Below are 19714 nucleotides of genomic sequence, written 5' to 3'. Positions count from 1 at the left end.
CTCTCACCTTCTAGCTCTGGTTATTAAAACCATTGTTCATGCTGAGTTCCTTAAACCAATTCCCTGACTTCTTCATCGTTCTTTTTTGAGTCTCTAAGTCTAATTCAACTAACCCACAACGATTCCTATATCCATTCAACCATGACTAGCAATCAATGAAGGTCCACAACATGTAACCATGGCAGTTAGCACCATCCTGTCTTCTATATACTTTTTATAAAAAAGTTAATATTTTTTCAGGACCAACCCAATTTTGGACTCTTTTTGGTTCTTATTTGAACCAATTATTCCATTATTCATACCTTGACCATCACCTACCTCAACACTTTCACTTTGAAGACCAGAACTTGATGTTCCCCAAAGAAAACCATCAGGAAACTTAATCATTGAATTAATCCCTCCTATTCGTAACTCTAATATTCATTTATTATTTTAACTTAATATGTATTTATATTATATGAGTAACAACACCGAACGTAAACGATTTCAAGTTTAATGATTTTCCTCTTCAAAGCGGAAGTAATATGTTCTTTGACAAATTTTTCTTTAAAATTTCAATAGTGGACTTTCTATTTAAGCATACAAAAATCCTTAAATAGTTTATTTTATCTACTTCAGGGGGAGCATATTGCTACTATTTCTGTCTACGGTTTTATTAATAGGAAATTGTAGCGAGTAGAAGAAACTGCTATTAATAGCCAACTACTCCACCCTTTCTAGTTCCGTATTTTTTGAAAGCAAATCGGTACCTAAATATGGGTCAGTGAAAGCTGGTTCAAACGGCATTGCTTATCAAGAGTTACAAAAATTTGAGCATTTCGAAGATATAAACCCTGAAGAATATTTTGTTTTAGAAGTAAGTGGGGGATGGTATCTACTCAAGTGACGAAGTATTAATCAAAATAATGCCTGAAGTTGATTTCAATGGATAAATTCCCGTTGTAATCATTCACGGCGACGAAGGGACTTTGAAGCATGTTATATAACCGACGATAGCATTACGGTACAAGCAAGCAATCCAAAGCACCCTCCTCGAACATTTTTGAGTGATGATTGCAAAGAAAAAGGATGCTCTAGATAGGTAACCACTAAAATTCATATTGTATTTATATACAAAAATCTCCCCAACACCATGTGTCAGGGAGATTATTTTATGCACCCGGCAGGACTCGAACCTGCAACCGCTTGATTCGTAGTCAAGTATTCTATCCAATTGAACTACGGGTGCAATGAATGCTGTATGATAAAAAAACTTATGCCGAGGGCCGGAATCGAACCGGCACGGTAGTCACCCACCGCAGGATTTTAAGTCCTGTGCGTCTGCCAGTTCCGCCACCCCGGCATTTTACGAAAAATACAAGCGGAAAACGGGGTTCGAACCCGCGACCCCCACCTTGGCAAGGTGATGTTCTACCGCTGAACTATTTCCGCATTGTCTTTATCAGAACAACAAAAATTATAATAGCACATTTTAAAAACAAATACAATCACTTTTAATAAATATCTCTGGATTATTCTATGAAGGATCCCATAGCTTCTCATGCACAAGTTGTCGCTATCGTTTTTTACATGTTCTCGTATGCACCTATGATAAATGAGGAGTTAAAAAACCGGCTTTTCTGAAATACCGGTGCAAATCAAGCGGGTTCACCTATTTGCCGGCTTTCTTTTTCATGGGACGTCCGGCAATCGAATTTGCCGGCCTTCATACAAAATCGACGTCCGGCTTTTTTGAAATGTTGGTGCAAATTAAGCGGGTTCACCCATTTGCCGGCTTTCTTTTTCACGGGACGTCCGGCAATCGAATTTGCCGGCCTTCATACAAAATCGACGTCCGGCTTTTTTGAAATGCCGGTGCAAATTAAGCGGGTTCACCCATTTGCCGGCTTTCATTTCCACAGGACGTCCGCCAAACTGATTTGCCGGCCTTCATACAAAATCGACGTCCGGCTTTCTTGAAATGTCGGTGCAAATCAAGCGGGTTCACCTATTTGCCGGCTTTCTTTTTCATGGGACGTCCGCCAAACTGATTTGCCGGCCTTCATCCAAAATCGACGTCCGGCAAATTGATAAATATGTTTGAAAACAGCTCATAATCGCGCTTAAGTGGAATATTCTAACCCAGTTTGTTCCACTTAACCCATTAAGTGGAACTTTCTAACCGAGTTTGTTCCACTTAATCCATTAAGTGGAATATTCAACCCGTGTTTGTTCCACTTTCCACACTTACACATCGTCTCAGTCACTGTTACATATCGAGTGCTTCCACGGGAAAGCGGTCGTTGAGCCATTTTTCGGCCATTTCGGCCCATGTGGCTGCTTTAGGGTTGATGTGTTCAGCAGCTCGAGCGGTAGATGGGTTGGCTAATGATAAACCATGAGGACCCTTTTCAAACACATGCAATTCAAAGGGGATATTATTGTGGGCTAAGCCTAAAGCTAATTGAATGGAATCCTGGGCAGCTACCACTTGATCTTCAGAGGTTGTCCAAATAAAGGTAGGGGGTGTGTCAGAATTAACGTTCCTAGCTGGGCTGTAATATTCCAATTCGGCTTGCGATACATCTGATTTCCCAAAGCAGGCGATTAAAATTGGCTTGGCTTCTGCCACAGTATTTAAATCTTCGATGTTGGCAGTGATATTTATTAGGTCGGTTAAGGGGTAGCCTACGATATTGAAGGCAGGTTTTAGGGCGTCGCCTTTCAAGGAAACAGCGTCTTGAATGACGGGGGTATTCCAGTTGTTAGCGTACATGGCGACGTTATGGCCGCCAGCTGAAAAGCCAATGGTGCCAATTTGGTTCGTGTCGACTTTCCACTCCGCAGCATGTTGGTGAATCAGTTCGAATGACATGGCAATTTCTTGCATGGCATGCGGGAAAAGTGAATGTTCCTTTACGGGTAAGTCTGAATCTAATTCAAAAGGATACTTGCCTTCGCCGTAAACTGAATATTCTAACACAAAAGCATGGTAGCCCATGGCATTGAAACGAAGGGCAATCGGTTCAGCCTCACGGGGAGAGCAGTACATATAACCGCCACCCGGATTAATAATGATGGCGGGTAACGTCTTCTTGGGTCTTAAATTCACATTATCTTCCAGTAGGTAGGCCTTCAAAGTAACATCCTTGCGATCGTCATATAAATATAATAATTCTGTACGCATAATTTCCTCCATTAATTTTTGACTAGTTATAGTATATTAAGCCCTTGACTTTATTACAACTGACAAATATTACAAACTGTAAACATAAATTGATATTGTTATCGATTTAGTGATAGTTATGCTACACTGAAAATAATAAAACCGATAAGGAGCATTCTAATGAATAAATATCCCCAGGTTCAGGCTGTGTTTTTTGAAGATGATGGCAAAATCCCCAATAATCCCAAACTACCCCTGTTGATTTATTCCCAGGTGTTTGATGCTAGTGACGTTATTGCAGCGATATTTAGTGAAAATAATTGGACGAAGGCTTGGCGTAACGGTATTTTCAATTATCACCACTATCATAGCACCTCACATGAAGTGCTAGGTGTTGAAGCGGGCTGGGCTGAGGTTCAGTTAGGTGGCGGTGCTAATGGCATTGTGTTTACGCTTAAGGCGGGTGATATGGTTGTGATTCCTGCAGGTGTTGGGCATAAACGTTTAAATGCTTCAACGGATTTTACGGTTATTGGTGCTTATCCTGATGGCCATGAATATGATTTACTTACCGGTAAAGCCGATGAACGCCCCGAAAACTTACACCGTATTGCACAGCTGCCTCTACCTACAACGGATCCTGTATTTGGGGTGGATGGGGTACTGTTTGATTATTGGGTATATTGAGAAAAGATATGTTCAAATAACAGCATATCAAGGCTATAACCTTCCGGCAAAACATCGACAAAGGTAATGGCAGTGATACGGTAATGTTCAATATCAATCAAAGCCACACGAATACCGACATCAACCATTGCAACGGGGGCAACTAAGACCTGATGATTCCCTCCCGCAATGTTCATCGTTGCCATCGCATAAGCGTCAAATGGCTTGGTTATTAAAGGGGTAAGCGACTCATTCATGCTTAAATCATTGAAATAGATGGGACGGCTAGCTCCCAACACAGTCGCAGCAAATGGATCAAGACTGCTGTCCATGGTTGAGACAAAGGCTAATTGATTATCAAAGAACATAAGATTCAATTGCCCATTCATGCCATCATCACCGGCATAATTGTAAGTGAGGCGTTCCATATTTGTATGAACCACTTCTCTAGTCGGTGCCACTGGCGTTACAAATGTTTCTAAGACCGTCTCTAGCGTATCCCCTTCAATTTGATCCTGAAGATTTCGCACCGTAAAGGTATCAAAAATATATTCAGCCGCATTTTGCGCTTGTCTAAAGCCTTGATTACTAGTCGTGTTGCGGTTTATCAGTTCGTTTAAAATAGGCGAAATCGTAAACTCTCTTAGCATATAAAAATTCAAATCATTTGGTAAACGATCAAAACCATTCACTAGCATATTAGTCAATATCTCTGCTGGAAAATAAATCGAATTTACGGCTGTATCATCCAAATAGAGCATCAATTCAATATTGGCTGTTTCCAAGCTGTCCCCGGCTAAAAACAACAAGCCGGTTCCCAATTGGCCATCTTTTACCATATTTGACACACCAAAGATAAAAGCATGCCGATCAAGGATAGTTGATATACTGGGAAAATCTTTGGCAATAATCGGCTCTAGGTCGTCTAAAGAGGCCAACATATCTTCTGTAAATGTTTCTGGGATACCGACTAATTCAATATTGTAAAGTTCATCATTGAAAAAGATTAAACGTAAATCTAAGGATTGAAAAGCTTCTGTCGCATATGAATAGATTAGTTGATTCTCTTCGCGTCTTAAAGTGGCTTCAGGTGTAAATTCGGCCAGTATGCTTTCCATATCAATTCCCATCACATCATCCGCACTCCGTGCTTGATCCCAAAAAGGGAAGGTATTCAAAATGGATTGATAATCAGCCCAAGCCGTTTCTACGGCTGCATCGAGTGTAGTTAAAGGGGTTAAAGCTTGGCTAATATCTGGCTGTTTGATTTGTTCTTGAGCAGCCACCGTTTGTCAAAGGGAAACAACAACGTAGCCACCCAAACACTTAATAGGCCATACCAGGCCCTTTTCAAAATCAATTTCATTAACGTCACTGCCTTTCATTAATTCATTAACAAAATAAACCATACTAAAGACAGTATGGTTTATTTTGTTAACACTATTGATTATATTGTGAGGCTAAATAATCATACAACAAATAATCAACCTCACTATAATCCGTAATACTTTCTAAATAATTAATGCTTTCAACGTAATAATCCTGCACATCAATGACTGCTAATACGATATCGCCACTCTCGGTTTCTACCGGTGATAGAAAAGCTTGATGGTAACCATTTTCTAAAGCTACCGTTGCAACAGCATACACATCAAAGGATGTCGTAACGAGAGGTGTGATTGTTTCTCCGACTGGAATATCGCTTGCCAATAACGGCTGAGCCATATAATCCATCCAATTGCCATCAACTAAATCACCATTATTATCACGGTTAATAATGGATGCTAGCTCCCCATCAACAAAGATTAAACTAAGGATGGCTTCTGTTTCAGGATCATTTTCATCAGTAAAGGTGTAGGTGATACGTTCAGTCTTTTCATCCATACTTTCCCTTACGCCTTCAATCTGCGTGTCAATCATTTCAACAACGGTATCTATGGCTTCCCCTTGTGTCCCTGTGTCCATTTTAAGCATATCAAAATCGTAATCTACCCATTCCGCTAATTGCTGTGAATCATAAATAAAGATATCATTCGAAGAAGAATTCATATTAACTAATTCACTTAAAACCGGTGAAACGTGATAATTATTATAGGCATAGTAAAACAAATCTTGTTTAAAATCTCCCATGTCATTTTCACGAAACTCAGTAAAATAAGGGGTTGTATAGTAAATCGATTCAACTACTTTTTCATCTAAAAACATTAAAAACTCTAAGTTCCCGTCTTCTTCCATTGAAGAACCTGAAGCAAAACTAACGGTTGTGCCTAACAGACCATCTTTTACCATATTAGCAACGCCAAATACATGCGGTTCTACCTCTAGGAGCGGATCCATCGTTGGAAAACCAAGTTTCACAAAAGTACCTAAATCATCTATGGAGACTAGCATCTCGTCCGTAAATTCCGTCGGTATAGCGACTATCTCGGAATAATACAACGTATTTTCATTAAACAACAAATTAATTTCAAGGGTTTGCAAGGATTCTGTTTCATAACGGTAACTAAGTTCAGGATAATCTTCAGTCAAAGTGGCATCTGGCGTAAACAGATTAATCATATCATCCCAGCTTGCTCCCTGTTTCTCCGTTTTCCAGTCTAAAGCATCCCAAAATTCTACATTTGACAGCATGGATTGATAGTCTAACCAAGCTTCTTCGACAGCCGCGTCTGTTGTTATCATTGAATTCATTAACGGACTTATTTTCTCTAACATATGATCGTAGTTGGCTGTCTCAGCTTGTGCCTCAACCATTAGGGTAGGCATTTGATAAAAGCCACTCAACAATACAGCTACTCCAAACAGTATCCTTGTTTTCATTTCATCCCTTCTTTCTAATCACTATAACACTTATAAGTAATACCCCTCATACAATCAATAGACATACTCCAACATAACATCTACTTGATCAGGCTCGACATTCCCCGCAAAATTGGCTGTAGCTAACGATATTCCTCCATTGGCATTATAAAATAGGTAAAAAGTTTGTCCGATGACTTCAGCTTGGGATCCTTCTACAATATCGTTAAGTGTAATCGCCGTATTGGCTGAAACCGTCCGGATTTCACTCGGATTATTTTGTGAAAAGACGCGAATGACCGTTTCGTCAACATAAGCGAAACTAACTTGATAAACATTAACATTGTTACCATTGGAACTCGTCGTCAATTGATGGTTCACTAAATCGAGTTCAATTTGTGTCGGTGCATTAACCGCATCCATCGTAAAAGTCATGGTGTCACCTAATGAAGTAAAATCCACGGCATAAGGATATGTAGTTAAGTCAAGCTCTTGGGCTTCACGGTCTAAAATGGCTTGTAAGGTTTCAGTGTCCATCACTGGATACCAATCAAGAGCTTCCACATCTAAGGTGACACGTTGATCCATTTCGAAAATTGTATCAAACTCTGCTTGTGTATAGGTTGTCGTCTCATCTTCTTCACGGTAATAGGGCTCTTCGGCTGACATCCCCACCGAGTCATACATCATGGCATCCACTTCTTCAATTGCCAAACCATCGGCTGTCATTTGGTACAAGGTATATAAACCATATTCAGCACCACCGGATGCAAGGACCATCATCGAACCGCCCTCATATAAGGTTAAATAGGAGCGTTCAACGAGATGATCATCTTTAAACAGTGGAATCGCAACGCGTTCTTGGGCATTGATATCCGTCGTGTATACTTCAAAAATTTGGTCGCCACTCATCAGCAATAACTCTTCAACACCATTGCCATCCAAATCGACTAAGGCAAATTGAAGCATGCGATCAATCTCTATATTACGAGCTTGTTCAACGGCAGTGACGTTAACTCCCTCTGGAATGCCACCAGCCTGATAATATTCAATCGCAGTATAGTAATTGTTGATGACGGTACGATACTCATAGTAATCTTCTAAGGGATCAATATACTCAGCTGCTTCTTCAATTGACTCTACAGATTCCTCCGATGCTGCTTCCTCTTCCACAACACTTTCCTCTTCAACGGTCTGTTCTAATAAATAACTCTCTAAATACGTAATAAGCGCCATATGTGTGCTATGATCTAAATTTAATCCTTCAGGTAAATACTCTGGCAAAATCCAACGATCGTCACTTGCAATGGAGCCAACTTCCAAAACCTTTGCTTCCCATTCAGCCAATAAAGCATCCGCTGCTTCATTCGATAACGCTTCACCCTCAAGTGGTGTTTGAATCATTTCAATAGCCGCTTCACGGCTCACTTCCTCTTGGGCAACCATCTCAAACCCAGGAATCCACATCAATAAAACAGTTCCTACTAATAGCAATAACTTCTTCATTCTATCAAACTCCTTCGCTTTGATTAATTACAATATACCATGATTATTCATGGCAGAGAAACAATATCTCTTTTACATTGTAAGCGTTACTTATTATTTATCTGTGAAGATAGTGAATGGCTTTTATGTTTTTTCGCCTTAAGTTTGAATATATTAAGAAAGATTTATGAAGATTAACGATTTCGTTGTAATCTTTTGGTAATATTTATATAATATAAATGTAATTTAAATTGCCTATTTGTCACATTTCGTAGAAAGAGAGGTTTCCATGAATCTTGTTAAAAAACTATACCGGCACTGTCAACAACGCTTTGGTCCAAAAAGTCTCCTCCTTGTCGCCTGTCTGATACTGGGCTTATATATCCTATTAGTGATTGTGTTGCCCTTTAATGCCCCTTACCAAATTCAAGCCGTTGAAAACTCTCTGCAATCACTCTATCAGGATGAGACACAAAGTCATTTGCGACACGCTGTAGAGCCTTCAGAAATAGACCATCTAAACCGTCAAGCGAGCCACCTTAAAGGTCAACACCGCACCGATTTAATGCCTAAAGTTGAGTTAGTTTCACAAAAATTATTGGCGCAAGAACGGCTGGATCTACTGTACCAATCCGACACGGTTTTTTACCCGGATGTCGATTCAGATATGATAGAAGCCTTCACTCAACCGATTGAATGGTCCATGGAAGATGTCGCCACCCAGGAATTTGATAAATTAACCCTGCAAGCCCAAAATCAGTGGCAAGTTATTGCGAATGTCAATCAAGATATGGCAACCATTAAAAACCATACCCACATGACCCGCCAACAAATACCCACAATCATCCAAAAAATCCAAGACATTAACAGCCAACTCGATTTTGTTCAAGAACAACCGCATATTCAAGATAACTTAGCCGACTATCAACGCTTTCTGGATTTATTTATTGAGGAACTCACTGCGTCACACCAACGCCAACCTTATAGCAATGAAACGTTAATGCCCTTATTCGAATCTGATTATATGACAACAATGCTTGAAGGAACAACATTAGATGTGCGCCCCAAGATTGCTCTCACTTTTGACGACGGTCCTAACGACCAATACACCCCTCAAGTTCTAGATATTTTAAATAAATATCACATTCAAGGCACATTCTTTGTTGTTGGTCGAAATGTTGAGACCTACCCTGAAACGGCTAAGCAAATTGTGGATGAAGGCCATATTATTGCTAACCATAGCTATGATCACCCCAACTTTACAGAAATTAGCGACCATGACGTTCGCAATCAAATCAACGTCACTCAAGATATCATTTATACCACCACCGGTGTTCGACCAAGTTTGTATCGCATGCCCTATGGTGCAGGTGGTGAACGTGTTTACCGTTTAATACCGGAATTAACATCTATTACCTGGAATACGGACACCGAAGACTGGGAAGTGAGAGATTCAGAGAAAATCTATCAAAACATTATTCGACAATTAAGTGATGACATGTTGATTTTGTTACATGATACCAACCAAGCTTCCGTCGATGCTTTAGAACCTTTAATAGAGTATTTGAATCAACACCATTACCGCTTCGTAGCTCCCACGGAATTAGAGTATGATTATCGGTATTAAGCCATAAAAATATCCGAACTTTCATGATGAAGGTTCGGATAGTTTTGTCTAAATTGACATCCCCTTAACATTTGTTTTTCAATTATTGAGAATGATTGTTTTTACCGAATTTAATGGTTGTGAGTGTAAACGTGAAGTTTGTATTAAGGAGATATTTATTAAATAGGGGGTTTTAAGTAGTTGTTGGTTTTACCACCAAGCAAAATAGGTGTAGGTATAGTTCAGTGGAATCTCATGGCTTTTTCCATCAATAATTTCGATGGCAGCGGCTTTATCTTCTAGAATTCGATTAAGTTCGCGTTGTGTCTCAAATAAAATACTCCAATAGATGCCATCCATTTGCATGTGATTGAAGATAGCGCCACAGGCAACCGGCGGCAATAGTCTCTTTGCGAGTCGCTCAGCCTTTTTTTCGTCAAAATAATAGGTATCGAGTAACTTGTTGACAATTTCCAACAATTCAACCACTTGTTTTTCTTCTACTTCATAGGGTTGACAGTTGTCGTTTCCGCCTTGTACATTTTCAACAAACCAATGATGCACCCAATTCGCTTGGCGCCAATAAGCCCCATATAATTCGACATTATGCGTCTTATCCTCATCTTCTGGCACATGTTTTTCAATCTCTCCGTTTGAAAATACAATGACTTCATTGCAATCAGCATCTTTTGCCAAATCAACCGATGCTTTTTTGGTTAAATACATATCTAATCCCATATATGCTTCCTTTCTAGGTTGTTTTCTTTGCTTATGCTAAAATTGTCTCATAGAACCCATAAAAAATTAGGAATGTTTGTTTAATGGTAAAGGGTAGAAAAATTCCTAATCGCTTATGTCAGGAATGTTTGTAGAATGACTGGAGTGGGAGACTAGATGCATTGATCTAGTTCCTTTTTTGAAGGTAAACGTGGGTGAATGCAGTGATATGACCGTGTTGGCATTCGTCTGCTTTAGCGCAAATATCTCCTTTCAATATATTTGTAGCTTTCAAATTGCATTTAACTGAATACCGCTTACATTGTATCAATAAATCGCTTACAAAGCTATAAAATTTTTCGATTCTAGCTCAAAACATGCTATGATTAGCTTACACAAAGGAGTGAAGAACGTGATAAAAACCATTAACCCCTCAACCTCTAATAAATATCACTGGATTCAATTGATTGAAGCTGCTTCTGAAGAAATTGATCGTCTAGTTGCGGATTATAATTTTCCGCGTGATTTTCTAACGAGCAGTTTGGATTCGGATGAGGTTGCACGGATTGAAAAGCACACGAACAGTAAAGGTGAGGAGTATACCCTTTTAGTCATTATTTATCCTTTTGTTTTAGAAAACGAAGATATTCGTTTGCGCTATCAAACGCAAGCCATCTCCATCATTTTCAACCATGAATTACTGATTACGAGTCACCGTGCTTCCTTTCAAGATATCTTTTCACGTTTACTAACAGAGTCTGATAAAACAGTATTTGAAACGCCGACGATGATAACCCTCGAGTTGTTATGGCTCATCGCGCGTACCTTTCTACATTTTATTGCCGAACTTGAATCAATGATTATGGAATTAGAGATGACCGTGGTGGATCGCACAGAAAATGAGATATTTTATCAATTGATGGGGATTAATCGCGGCTTAGTTAATTTCCAAGTGGCCATCGACCAAAATCAGTCCGTCATTCAATCCTTAAATTATATTGATTATTCTAATGAACCTGTAGAAGTTTTGCATGGAAAAATTCATGATGTCTCGATTGAACAAAAACAAGCCCAATCGACGATTCATCGCTTGAAGCAGTACAGTGATAAAATCAGCGATATTTTGTCGAATGTGGTGAATAATAATTTGAATAATATTATGCGGGTATTAACCGTATGGTCAATTATTTTGACCATTCCGACGATTATTTCGGGGATTTGGGGGATGAATGTGCCATTACCCTTTAGTGATAATAATTTTGCACATTTGTTGTTGAATTTTAGTTCGTTAATTTTGATGGTCGTGATTTATTGGTTGTTTAAGAAAAATAAATGGATTTGATAGTGGAGGGTGATAGCTATGCAAGCGAAGGAACGTAGGCAGCGTATTTTGGAATTTTTACAGACACAGACTGAGCCAGTGACGGCCTCACAGTTGGCAAAGCAATTTAAGGTGAGTCGGCAAATTATTGTCGGTGACATTGCTTTGTTGCGGGCACATGAGCATGACATTTTAGCCACGAATCAGGGGTATTTATTAACTTCGCAATTAGTACCGCGCGCGAGTCGCTATACGGCCAAGGTGGTCGTTCAGCATGAGCCGGAAGCAAGTGAGGCTGAATTGCGCTTAATTGTGGACCATGGCGGTGAAGTAGAAGACATTCAGGTCGACCATCCTTTTTACGGCTTGATTACGGCCCCATTAAATATCCGCAGCCATCAAGATGTGGATTATTTTATGGAACAAATGGCCTTGTATAGCGGAACCTATTTGAGTAGTTTGACCAACGGCATTCATATTCATACGGTGAGCTGCGTCGATAAGCAGACCTTTGAAAAGTTGCTTGGGGCGATGGGGGATGCGGGCTTGTTGTTGGATGAGGAGTGATGTGTTTTATTACATGTGTCTTGACAGCTAAAAGATATCGTTCTATAATGATTTAGATTATTAAGCTTTCATGAAAGGAAATTATTATGGGACAAACAAATAGAACTTCTCGAACCAAGCAATTAACAATAACCGCCGCTTTAACCGCGATTGGTATTTTAATTCCGATGGTTATGCCGATTCGGTTGGTCATTGGGCCGGCTTCTTATACCTTGGGAAGTCACATTCCTTTATTTTTAGCCATGTTCATTTCGCCGACGACGGCTATCTTAGTAACTTTAGGCACAACCTTAGGCTTTTTCATTGGGGGATTCCCGATTATTATTGTGTTGCGAGCTCTATCACACTTAGTTTTCGTCAGTATTGGAGCCTACTATTTGAATCGCGACAATGTGGATTTACAACCTGCCCCTAAGCGGTATTTATTTAGTTTTGTGTTGAATCTGATTCACGGCATCGGCGAAGTGGTCGTGGTGTTTGTTTTCACGGCTGTGGGTTCACAGGGGCTGGATGCGAATTTCTGGTATACCTTATTTGTTTTGGTCGGCATTGGCACGGTGATTCACGGCATGATTGATTTTGAGCTAGCCTATTACTTTGCACGCGTCTTGCAAGGGCGGACACGAATTCAGTTGCCAAATTTGAATTAAATTTTGATGGTGATCGCGTTGGTTCTACTAGTGAGTTGAGTAGAGCTGACGCTTTTTTTGTATGAGAGCGGCGGGGTAGATAAAGGTTGTTGTTGCTAGGTGGGTGTAGGTGAGTTTGAATAACACTAATCGGTCAGCAAACGCCTGATTTCGTGACCGAATAACGCTAATCGGTCAGCAAACGCCTGATTTCGTGACCGAATAACGCTTCGTTTAGCGGAACTCATCTAAAATTGTTGTCCCGCTTTTCTGAAATGTCAGTGCAAATCAAGCTGTTTCGCCTATTTGCCGGTCGTCATTTGTGAGGGAAGGCCGGCATACGGATTTGCCGGTCGTCAGTGTAAATTGCAGTCCGCCTTTTTTGAAATCTCAGTGCAAATCAAGCTGTCTCGAGCATTTGCCGGCTTTCTTTTTTGCGGGAAGGCCGGCAAATAGACTTGCCGGTCGTCAGCGTAAATTGTCGTCCGCCTTTTTTGAAATCTCAGTGCAATTTAAGCTATCTCGAGAACTTGCCGGCTTTCTTTTTCACGGGAAGGCCGGCAAATAGACTTGCCGGTCGTCAGCGTAAATTGTCGTCCGCCTTTTTTGAAATCTCAGTGCAATTTAAGCTATCTCGAGCACTTGCCGGCTTTCTTTTTCACGGGAAGGCCGGCAAATAGACTTGCCGGTCGTCAGCGTAAATTGTCGTCCGCCTTTTTTGAAATCTCAGTGCAATTTAAGCTATCTCGAGCATTTGCCGGCTTTCTTTTTTGCGGGAAGGCCACCAATCGAACTTGCCGGTCGTCAGCGTAAATTGTCGTCCGGCAAATTAGAATATATGACTAAAATTATCACAAATGACCTGTTATCCACTTCCGTGACAGGAATAGTATTATTTGGTGGCGAAGCTCATAAACCCCCTCGCCATCAATTTAATTTGGTGGCGAAGGTTTCATATCTCCTCGCCACCAATCAAAGTTTTCCTTAGTGGAACTTATCTTCCTCCATTAAGCGGGTGCGCCCACTTACGTCGCCAAACCATATACCCATTTGGCGGGCTCGCCCACTTTCATCGCCAAACCACATTCCCATTTGGCGGGCTTATTCAAATCCACTTTCACACAAAACAAACAATCCGACTGCTTAACAGCCGGATTGTTTGTTTTAGGGTGTTCTTAATTATGTTGATTTAAAAAGTCAACGCGGCCTGAACCTACGCTATAGCGCTGGTAGTGGTCGGGATTTTTTTTGTAAAAGTCTTGATGGTAATCTTCGGCTGGATAAAATGCGGAAGCCGCGGTAATTGGCACGACAATTGGTTTATCAAAACGGCCGCTTTGATCCAAAGCCGCTTTAGACGCTTCGGCAATTGCTTTTTGTTCGTCACTAGTATAAAAGATTTCTGGTCGATAAGATGAACCACGGTCAACAAATTGGCCGCCAGCATCGGTTGGATCCATTACTGTCCAATAGACATCTAAAATCTTTTCATAGGAAATCACATCGGGATCAAAAGTAATTTGGACGGCTTCAGTGTGTCCCGTGGTTCCCGTACACACTTCTTCGTAGGTCGGGTTGGGTACGTGGCCACCGGTATAACCCGAAACCACGGCTTCGACACCGTCCCACTGGTCAAAGGGCTTCACCATACACCAAAAACAGCCTCCGGCTAAAATTGCAATTTCTTGACTCATTTCATAGCACTTCCTTTCATATTCCTAATAAATATCTCTGCCGAGCAGCAGTGGTATTTATTTTAGTTAAAGAGATCGGTGAAAAAGACACGAATGGACTCCATGGTTTGCGAAAAACCGTCGGACAGCTGGTTCCAAGAGTTAGTGTACCAGGGGGCTTCCTCGATCGCCGACGCGATTTTGACGGGGGTCTGGTTGCCCTGCACATTGGGTAGATAATTAATGGGGCTGTCACGCAAGGTAACTTGCACGGAACCGACGGTTGTGTTGGCCGCAACGGGGCTGACCAGACGGTTGTTGTCATCAAAATAAGCGTCGTTCGGAATAAAATCATAGGCTAGACTCACGTTGTTTTGGCCGATGGGAACAGTCAAATCAAGGGGTTCCTCGTAAACGAGGCTGACACTTTTCTCAGTTGCGCCGACAACAGGAATTTCACTAATTTGGGTTGCAACTTGGTTGGCTTGAATCAAACGGTCGTTGCGGAAATAACCAAAACCGTAATCCAAAAGAGCTGTGGCTGAGTTGTAGCGTTCTTCATTGCTGGTAGCACCAAGGATAACGGCCAATAAGCGGTAATTGTCTCGGTCAGCTGTAACGACTAAGTTGTAGCCACCTGCTAGAGAGGAACCGGAACTTAATCCGTCAACGTCAGGATAGCCAAAGTTGCTTGATGGCAACATTTGATTATAGTTGGTCATTTGAAAAGCGTCGGAGGTGCCTTGACGAAATGTCTTTTCAGTCACCGATGTAAGCGACAAAATATCTGGGTAATCTTCTAATAAATAATAAGCAATAACGCCAACGGCTTCAGCAGTTAGCTGGTTGGTCGTCCCTTCCTCTTCACTCCCAACAACCGTTGGGTCATAAGCTGAAGTTAAGCCGGTAGCATTAATTAAATCATAATCTTCTATGCCCCAAGCGTCTAATTGTTGGCTCATCACTTGGACAAATTCGGGTTCGCTACCTGCAAGCAGTTCAGATAAGGCAATGGTGGCGCCATGCGCTAAATTGATAATAACGGCTTCGTATAATTCTTCAACGGTATAGGTTTTATCTTGACGTAAAGGTACATTGGCAACATCATAATCTTGGCTGACCGCATAAGCATAATCGGAGATGGGGACGGTGGTGTCCCAATCGATTTCACCCGCGTCGATGGCTTTTCTAAGAATATATAAAGATAATAACTTACTGACTGAGCCAGCATCCATAGGGATGTCACTTTCTTTTTCAAAAATAATTTGGCCTGAGTTGGCATTAAACAGCAAGGCGGTCGGACTTTCAATTGTAGGTAGAGTTTGATTTTGGACCTGAGCGGTTACAGTAACAGGCATTTGAATAAATAAAACCAGAAGAAGACATAGCTTCTTCCAGTTTTTTAAGGCAGAGATATGTAGTTTCATTTTAAGTCACCTATTTTAAATTTTGCGGCATTTCAATGCGAAAAACGGTTTGATTGTTTTCATTCGCCGCATATACCTGACCTTGGTGCGATTCGACAATGCTCGAAACAATCGCTAGGCCAATTCCACTACCAGGTTCGTCGCCGTGACGGGATTGGTCGGAACGGTAACTTCTTTCAAAAATACGTTCAATTTCTGCTTCGTTAATCGGGGCACCATCATTGATCACTTCAAAAATCACATAATTCGCTTTATTTTTTGACGGATAAGCATTTAATTTAATAAAGGTCGCATCATAACCATATTTAAAGGCATTAGTGATGAGGTTATAAAAAACACGCGCCATTTTATCAAGGTCTAAATTAGCTGACAAGTTAGCAGGCGTGACATTGACTTGCAGGTCTAAACCTTTTTCTCTTGCCGCTAAGACAAAATCAGCTGCTAATTGTTCTAAAAATAAAGCGACTTGTACAGGTTGTGGATCAATTTCGTAGGTTGTTTGGCGTGAAGCAGCGTAATCGAACAAATCATCCACAAGGGACTGCATGCGAAGTGCTTTGGTATATGCCGTATGTGTATATTGTAACATTTCTTCTTCGTCATGGTACTGCTTATTTTCAATTAAACCTAAATATCCGATAATGGATGTCAACGGCGTTCGTAAATCATGACCAATATTGGTAATTAATTCATCTTTTGTCTTTTCAACACGCCGTTCTTCCTCCAACGCTTCCACCGTACTATCAACCAACATATTGATACTATTTGTCACTTCCGCTAAATCGGGAATCGTGTTTTCCGGAATCCGAATATCATAATTTCCTTGAGCAATGTAGGTCACATAGCTTAAAACATGTTCTAACTTCATCAAACGATAGCGTCTTTTAAAGCGCCAATAGGTAATTAACAAACCGACTACAAAAGACAACAAAGTAAATATCCACAAGAAAAAATTGATTGTTGCATCATCAAGAAAAAAGCGCATTCGAATCGAAATCGGAGGTGAACCGCGCCAGGAAAATGGAAAATCAATCAAATCACGAGCTAGCAAAATAACACTCAGATATAGAAAAAAGACGATTCCGAGTGTTATTACCATTTCAACAATTAACTCACTAATTTCTAAACGGGTGAGCTTCATTGTTGGCTGATTTGTTTGTGGATTATCAGCCTTCAATTTTATAGCCTACTCCCCACACCGTTTGGATTACTTTTTCGCCACCAGTGGCACTTTCAATTTTGTCACGCAAGTGACTTACATGGACCATTACCGTTTTGGCACTCACAATACTTTCTTGATTCCAGACCGATTCAAAAATTTCTTCCGCACTAAATACGCGGTTTGGATGGCTCGCTAACAGATATAAAATACCAAATTCTAAAGCTGTTAACTGAATATCTTTGCCTGTAATCGTCTTTACTTCATGGGATTCTTTACGAATAATGAGAGGTCCCACTTCAACCACATCTGGTTCTTCATTTTCTGCATAACGGTATTGGCGACGTAAGAGCGATTTAACGCGAGCAATGACTTCTAACGGATTGAATGGTTTGGTTACATAATCATCCGCTCCAGAAATCAAGCCTTGGATTTTGTCATTATCGGAAGATTTTGCCGACAAAATTATGACAGGAATACTATGATTAGCCGCCCTTAATTTTTCTAATACTTCTGAACCTTGTACTTTTGGCATCATTAAATCTAAGATTACCAAGGATATATCGTCATCATTTTTAATGTAGTTCAGGGCTTGTTGCCCGTTGTACGCTTTAATAACCTCATACCCTTCATTTTGTAAGTATATATTTAATAATTCTACTATTTCACGATCGTCATCAACAACTAGGATACGCATCATGCCACTTCCTTTCTAAAGATGTCTATTTTTAATTAATAGCTCCTCATATACTATTATAACTATTTTTCTTAATTATTAAATCAAAATGATATGAATACTAGCTTTTATCTTAATAAATTCATATTATCGTCAATAATACTAGATAAAGATTAATAATAATAAATATTTCTAAACTAAAAATAAACTTTTTTGTAAAAGATCAGCAGAGGTATTTATTAAAAAAAGCAGCCCGTAGGCTGCTAAGGTTTAACGTGAGTAGTTAGGGGCTTCTTTGGTGATTTGGACGTCATGTGGGTGGGATTCAATCAAACCGGCGTTACTCATGCGAATAAATTGGGCATCTTCGCGTAAACTTTGAAGATTGGCTGCACCGACATAACCCATACCTGAACGGAGACCACCCAACATTTGGAAAATAATATCTTGGACGCTCCCTTTATACGAAACGCGGCCTTCAATCCCTTCAGGGACCATTTTATTGGCTTCATTTTTACTTTGGAAGTAACGGTCGCTTGATCCTTTAGCCATGGCTGCAAGACTTCCCATACCGCGGTAAGTTTTGAAGCGGCGGCCTTGGTAGATTTCGAATTCGCCTGGTGACTCGTCTGTTCCTGCTAGCATAGAACCTAACATTACCGCATGGCCACCAGCTGCGAGTGCTTTGACGATATCGCCAGAGTATTTAATCCCGCCGTCAGCAATGATGGCTTTGCCATATTCTTTAGCTGCCGTTGCGCATTCGTAAATGGCTGTTAATTGTGGTACACCAACACCGGCTACAACACGGGTTGTACAAATTGAACCTGGTCCGATTCCAACTTTAACGATATCAACGCCGATATCAAATAGGGCACATGTCGCTTCAGCAGTCGCCACATTACCGGCAATCAAGGTAATGTCTGGATAGACTTCACGGATTTCTTTGATTTTACGTATAACACCTTCGCTATGGCCATGGGCGGTGTCAACAACGATGGCATCAACTTGTTGTTCGATTAAGGCTTGGGCACGTTCAAAGGTATCACTGGTAATCCCGATAGCCGCACCAACAATGAGACGTCCATGTTTGTCTTTAGCTGCATTTGGGAATTGAATCACTTTTTCAATATCTTTAATCGTAATTAAACCGGATAAATGCCCTTGGTCGTTAACTAAAGGTAGTTTCTCAATACGGTTTTTGTATAAGATTTGTTCCGCTTCTTCTAAGGAAGTACCGATTGGGGCTGTAATTAAATCTTTATCCGTCATGTAGTTAGCAATCGGTTGTTGGAAATCCGTTAAAAAGCGTAGGTCACGATTGGTTAAAATCCCGACTAAAGTCATGTCCGTTTCGCTTTTCACAATAGGCACACCACTGATGCGGTAATGTGACATTAAGTCTTCAGCATCTTGAATGGTATGGGTAGGTGTTAAGTAAAATGGATCTTGGATAACGCCATTTTCGGAACGTTTGACACGACGCACTTCATTAGCTTGTTCGTCAATCGTCATATTTTTATGGATAATCCCTAGACCCCCTTGACGCGCCATTGCGATGGCCATATTTGAGTCGGTGACTGTATCCATACTGGCTGAAATAATTGGAATATTTAAATGTAAATTAGGAGCTAAATCGACTTGCAGATCCACATCATTTGGTAAAACTTCACTGTGGGCGGGAACTAATAACACATCATCAAACGTAAAACCTTCTCTTTTAAACTTTGTATCCCAATTGGACATTAAAATAGCCTCCTGTAGTATTTGTTTTTGGGTATTTTTAATAATCTATCATGTTTGATAGAGAGACTCAAGTAGAATGTGAATTTAAAAATGAGAAA

General features: G+C 40.4%; 17 protein-coding genes, 3 tRNA genes and 1 pseudogene. 6 read left to right on the top strand and 15 right to left on the bottom strand.

Annotated features, from left to right (window positions below; genetic code table 11):
• Positions 1 to 10: 10 nt before the first annotated feature.
• The 5 genes and pseudogenes from NRE15_RS09330 to NRE15_RS09310 form a co-directional block, all read right to left on the bottom strand.
• A pseudogene (locus tag NRE15_RS09330) lies at positions 11 to 199 on the bottom strand (family 1 glycosylhydrolase); the annotation flags it as partial.
• 26 nt (positions 200 to 225) lie between these two features.
• On the bottom strand, positions 226 to 387 hold the full coding sequence (locus NRE15_RS09325) for a hypothetical protein (RefSeq protein WP_313792611.1): 162 nt from the start codon (positions 385 to 387) through the stop codon (positions 226 to 228).
• A gap of 767 nt (positions 388 to 1154) precedes the next feature.
• Positions 1155 to 1228: transfer RNA gene (locus NRE15_RS09320), tRNA-Arg, on the bottom strand.
• A gap of 28 nt (positions 1229 to 1256) precedes the next feature.
• Positions 1257 to 1342 (bottom strand) — tRNA-Leu (locus NRE15_RS09315).
• A 17-nt stretch (positions 1343 to 1359) separates the two neighbouring features.
• Positions 1360 to 1431: transfer RNA gene (locus NRE15_RS09310), tRNA-Gly, on the bottom strand.
• A 224-nt stretch (positions 1432 to 1655) separates the two neighbouring features.
• Between NRE15_RS09310 and NRE15_RS09305 the strand changes: the two genes are divergently transcribed.
• On the top strand, positions 1656 to 1847 hold the full coding sequence (locus tag NRE15_RS09305; RefSeq protein WP_313792610.1) for a hypothetical protein: 192 nt from the start codon (positions 1656 to 1658) through the stop codon (positions 1845 to 1847).
• Between the two features lie 401 nt (positions 1848 to 2248).
• Here NRE15_RS09305 and NRE15_RS09300 read toward each other — a convergent pair whose 3' ends face one another.
• The gene (locus NRE15_RS09300; protein WP_313792609.1) at positions 2249 to 3166 is read right to left on the bottom strand and encodes an alpha/beta hydrolase; all 918 of its coding nucleotides are present in this window, start codon (positions 3164 to 3166) and stop codon (positions 2249 to 2251) included.
• Positions 3167 to 3325: 159 nt separating this feature from the next.
• Here NRE15_RS09300 and NRE15_RS09295 point away from each other — a divergent pair, with 159 nt between their 5' ends.
• Positions 3326 to 3832 carry a cupin domain-containing protein gene (locus tag NRE15_RS09295; protein ID WP_313792608.1) on the top strand — a complete coding sequence of 169 codons (507 nt, stop codon included), beginning with the start codon at positions 3326 to 3328 and terminating at the stop codon, positions 3830 to 3832.
• Here the strand turns inward: NRE15_RS09295 and NRE15_RS09290 are convergent.
• From NRE15_RS09290 to NRE15_RS09280, 3 genes are all read right to left on the bottom strand, one after another.
• Complete coding sequence (locus NRE15_RS09290) at positions 3817 to 5097, bottom strand: hypothetical protein (protein WP_313792607.1); 1281 nt, start codon at positions 5095 to 5097, stop codon at positions 3817 to 3819. The two genes, NRE15_RS09295 and NRE15_RS09290, sit on opposite strands and share 16 nt — an antisense overlap.
• A gap of 154 nt (positions 5098 to 5251) precedes the next feature.
• Complete coding sequence (locus NRE15_RS09285) at positions 5252 to 6631, bottom strand: hypothetical protein (RefSeq protein ID WP_313792606.1); 1380 nt, start codon at positions 6629 to 6631, stop codon at positions 5252 to 5254.
• Positions 6632 to 6685: 54 nt separating this feature from the next.
• Positions 6686 to 8116 (bottom strand): hypothetical protein, encoded by a 1431-nt coding sequence (locus NRE15_RS09280; RefSeq protein ID WP_313792605.1) that lies wholly within the window; start codon positions 8114 to 8116, stop codon positions 6686 to 6688.
• Between the two features lie 268 nt (positions 8117 to 8384).
• Between NRE15_RS09280 and NRE15_RS09275 the strand changes: the two genes are divergently transcribed.
• Complete coding sequence (locus NRE15_RS09275) at positions 8385 to 9722, top strand: polysaccharide deacetylase family protein (protein ID WP_313792604.1); 1338 nt, start codon at positions 8385 to 8387, stop codon at positions 9720 to 9722.
• A 189-nt stretch (positions 9723 to 9911) separates the two neighbouring features.
• Here the strand turns inward: NRE15_RS09275 and NRE15_RS09270 are convergent, their stop codons facing one another.
• Positions 9912 to 10439, bottom strand: coding sequence for a hypothetical protein (locus NRE15_RS09270; RefSeq protein ID WP_313792603.1), 528 nt, complete (start codon positions 10437 to 10439; stop codon positions 9912 to 9914).
• Positions 10440 to 10830: 391 nt separating this feature from the next.
• On the opposite strand from NRE15_RS09270, the gene NRE15_RS09265 reads away from it, so the two are divergent.
• From NRE15_RS09265 to NRE15_RS09255, 3 genes are all read left to right on the top strand, one after another.
• Positions 10831 to 11760: a magnesium transporter CorA family protein gene (locus NRE15_RS09265; protein WP_313792602.1), complete on the top strand. Its 930-nt coding sequence runs from the start codon at positions 10831 to 10833 to the stop codon at positions 11758 to 11760.
• A gap of 18 nt (positions 11761 to 11778) precedes the next feature.
• Positions 11779 to 12306, top strand: coding sequence for a transcription repressor NadR (locus NRE15_RS09260; protein ID WP_313792601.1), 528 nt, complete (start codon positions 11779 to 11781; stop codon positions 12304 to 12306).
• Positions 12307 to 12392: 86 nt separating this feature from the next.
• The gene (locus NRE15_RS09255) at positions 12393 to 12956 is read left to right on the top strand and encodes a hypothetical protein (RefSeq protein ID WP_313792600.1); all 564 of its coding nucleotides are present in this window, start codon (positions 12393 to 12395) and stop codon (positions 12954 to 12956) included.
• Between the two features lie 1154 nt (positions 12957 to 14110).
• Here the strand turns inward: NRE15_RS09255 and msrA are convergent.
• From msrA to guaB, 5 genes are all read right to left on the bottom strand, one after another.
• On the bottom strand, positions 14111 to 14629 hold the full coding sequence (msrA, locus tag NRE15_RS09250) for a peptide-methionine (S)-S-oxide reductase MsrA (RefSeq protein ID WP_313792599.1): 519 nt from the start codon (positions 14627 to 14629) through the stop codon (positions 14111 to 14113).
• Positions 14630 to 14691: 62 nt separating this feature from the next.
• The gene (locus NRE15_RS09245) at positions 14692 to 16035 is read right to left on the bottom strand and encodes a serine hydrolase (RefSeq protein ID WP_313792598.1); all 1344 of its coding nucleotides are present in this window, start codon (positions 16033 to 16035) and stop codon (positions 14692 to 14694) included.
• Positions 16036 to 16045: 10 nt separating this feature from the next.
• Positions 16046 to 17212, bottom strand: a complete 1167-nt coding sequence (locus tag NRE15_RS09240; RefSeq protein ID WP_313792597.1) for a sensor histidine kinase — start codon at positions 17210 to 17212, stop codon at positions 16046 to 16048.
• Positions 17202 to 17891 carry a response regulator transcription factor gene (locus NRE15_RS09235; RefSeq protein ID WP_313794982.1) on the bottom strand — a complete coding sequence of 230 codons (690 nt, stop codon included), beginning with the start codon at positions 17889 to 17891 and terminating at the stop codon, positions 17202 to 17204. Before NRE15_RS09235 ends, NRE15_RS09240 begins: the two co-directional genes overlap by 11 nt.
• A gap of 249 nt (positions 17892 to 18140) precedes the next feature.
• A complete protein-coding gene (guaB, locus tag NRE15_RS09230) occupies positions 18141 to 19616 on the bottom strand; it encodes an IMP dehydrogenase (protein ID WP_313792596.1) in 1476 nt (491 codons plus the stop codon).
• Positions 19617 to 19714: the final 98 nt, after the last annotated feature.

The sequence above is a fragment of the Fundicoccus culcitae genome, from assembly GCF_024661895.1.
GTDB lineage: Bacteria > Bacillota > Bacilli > Lactobacillales > Aerococcaceae > Fundicoccus_A > Fundicoccus_A culcitae.
Note: the sequence above shows the minus strand (reverse complement) of the source record. Positions and strands in the feature narration are given on the sequence as shown.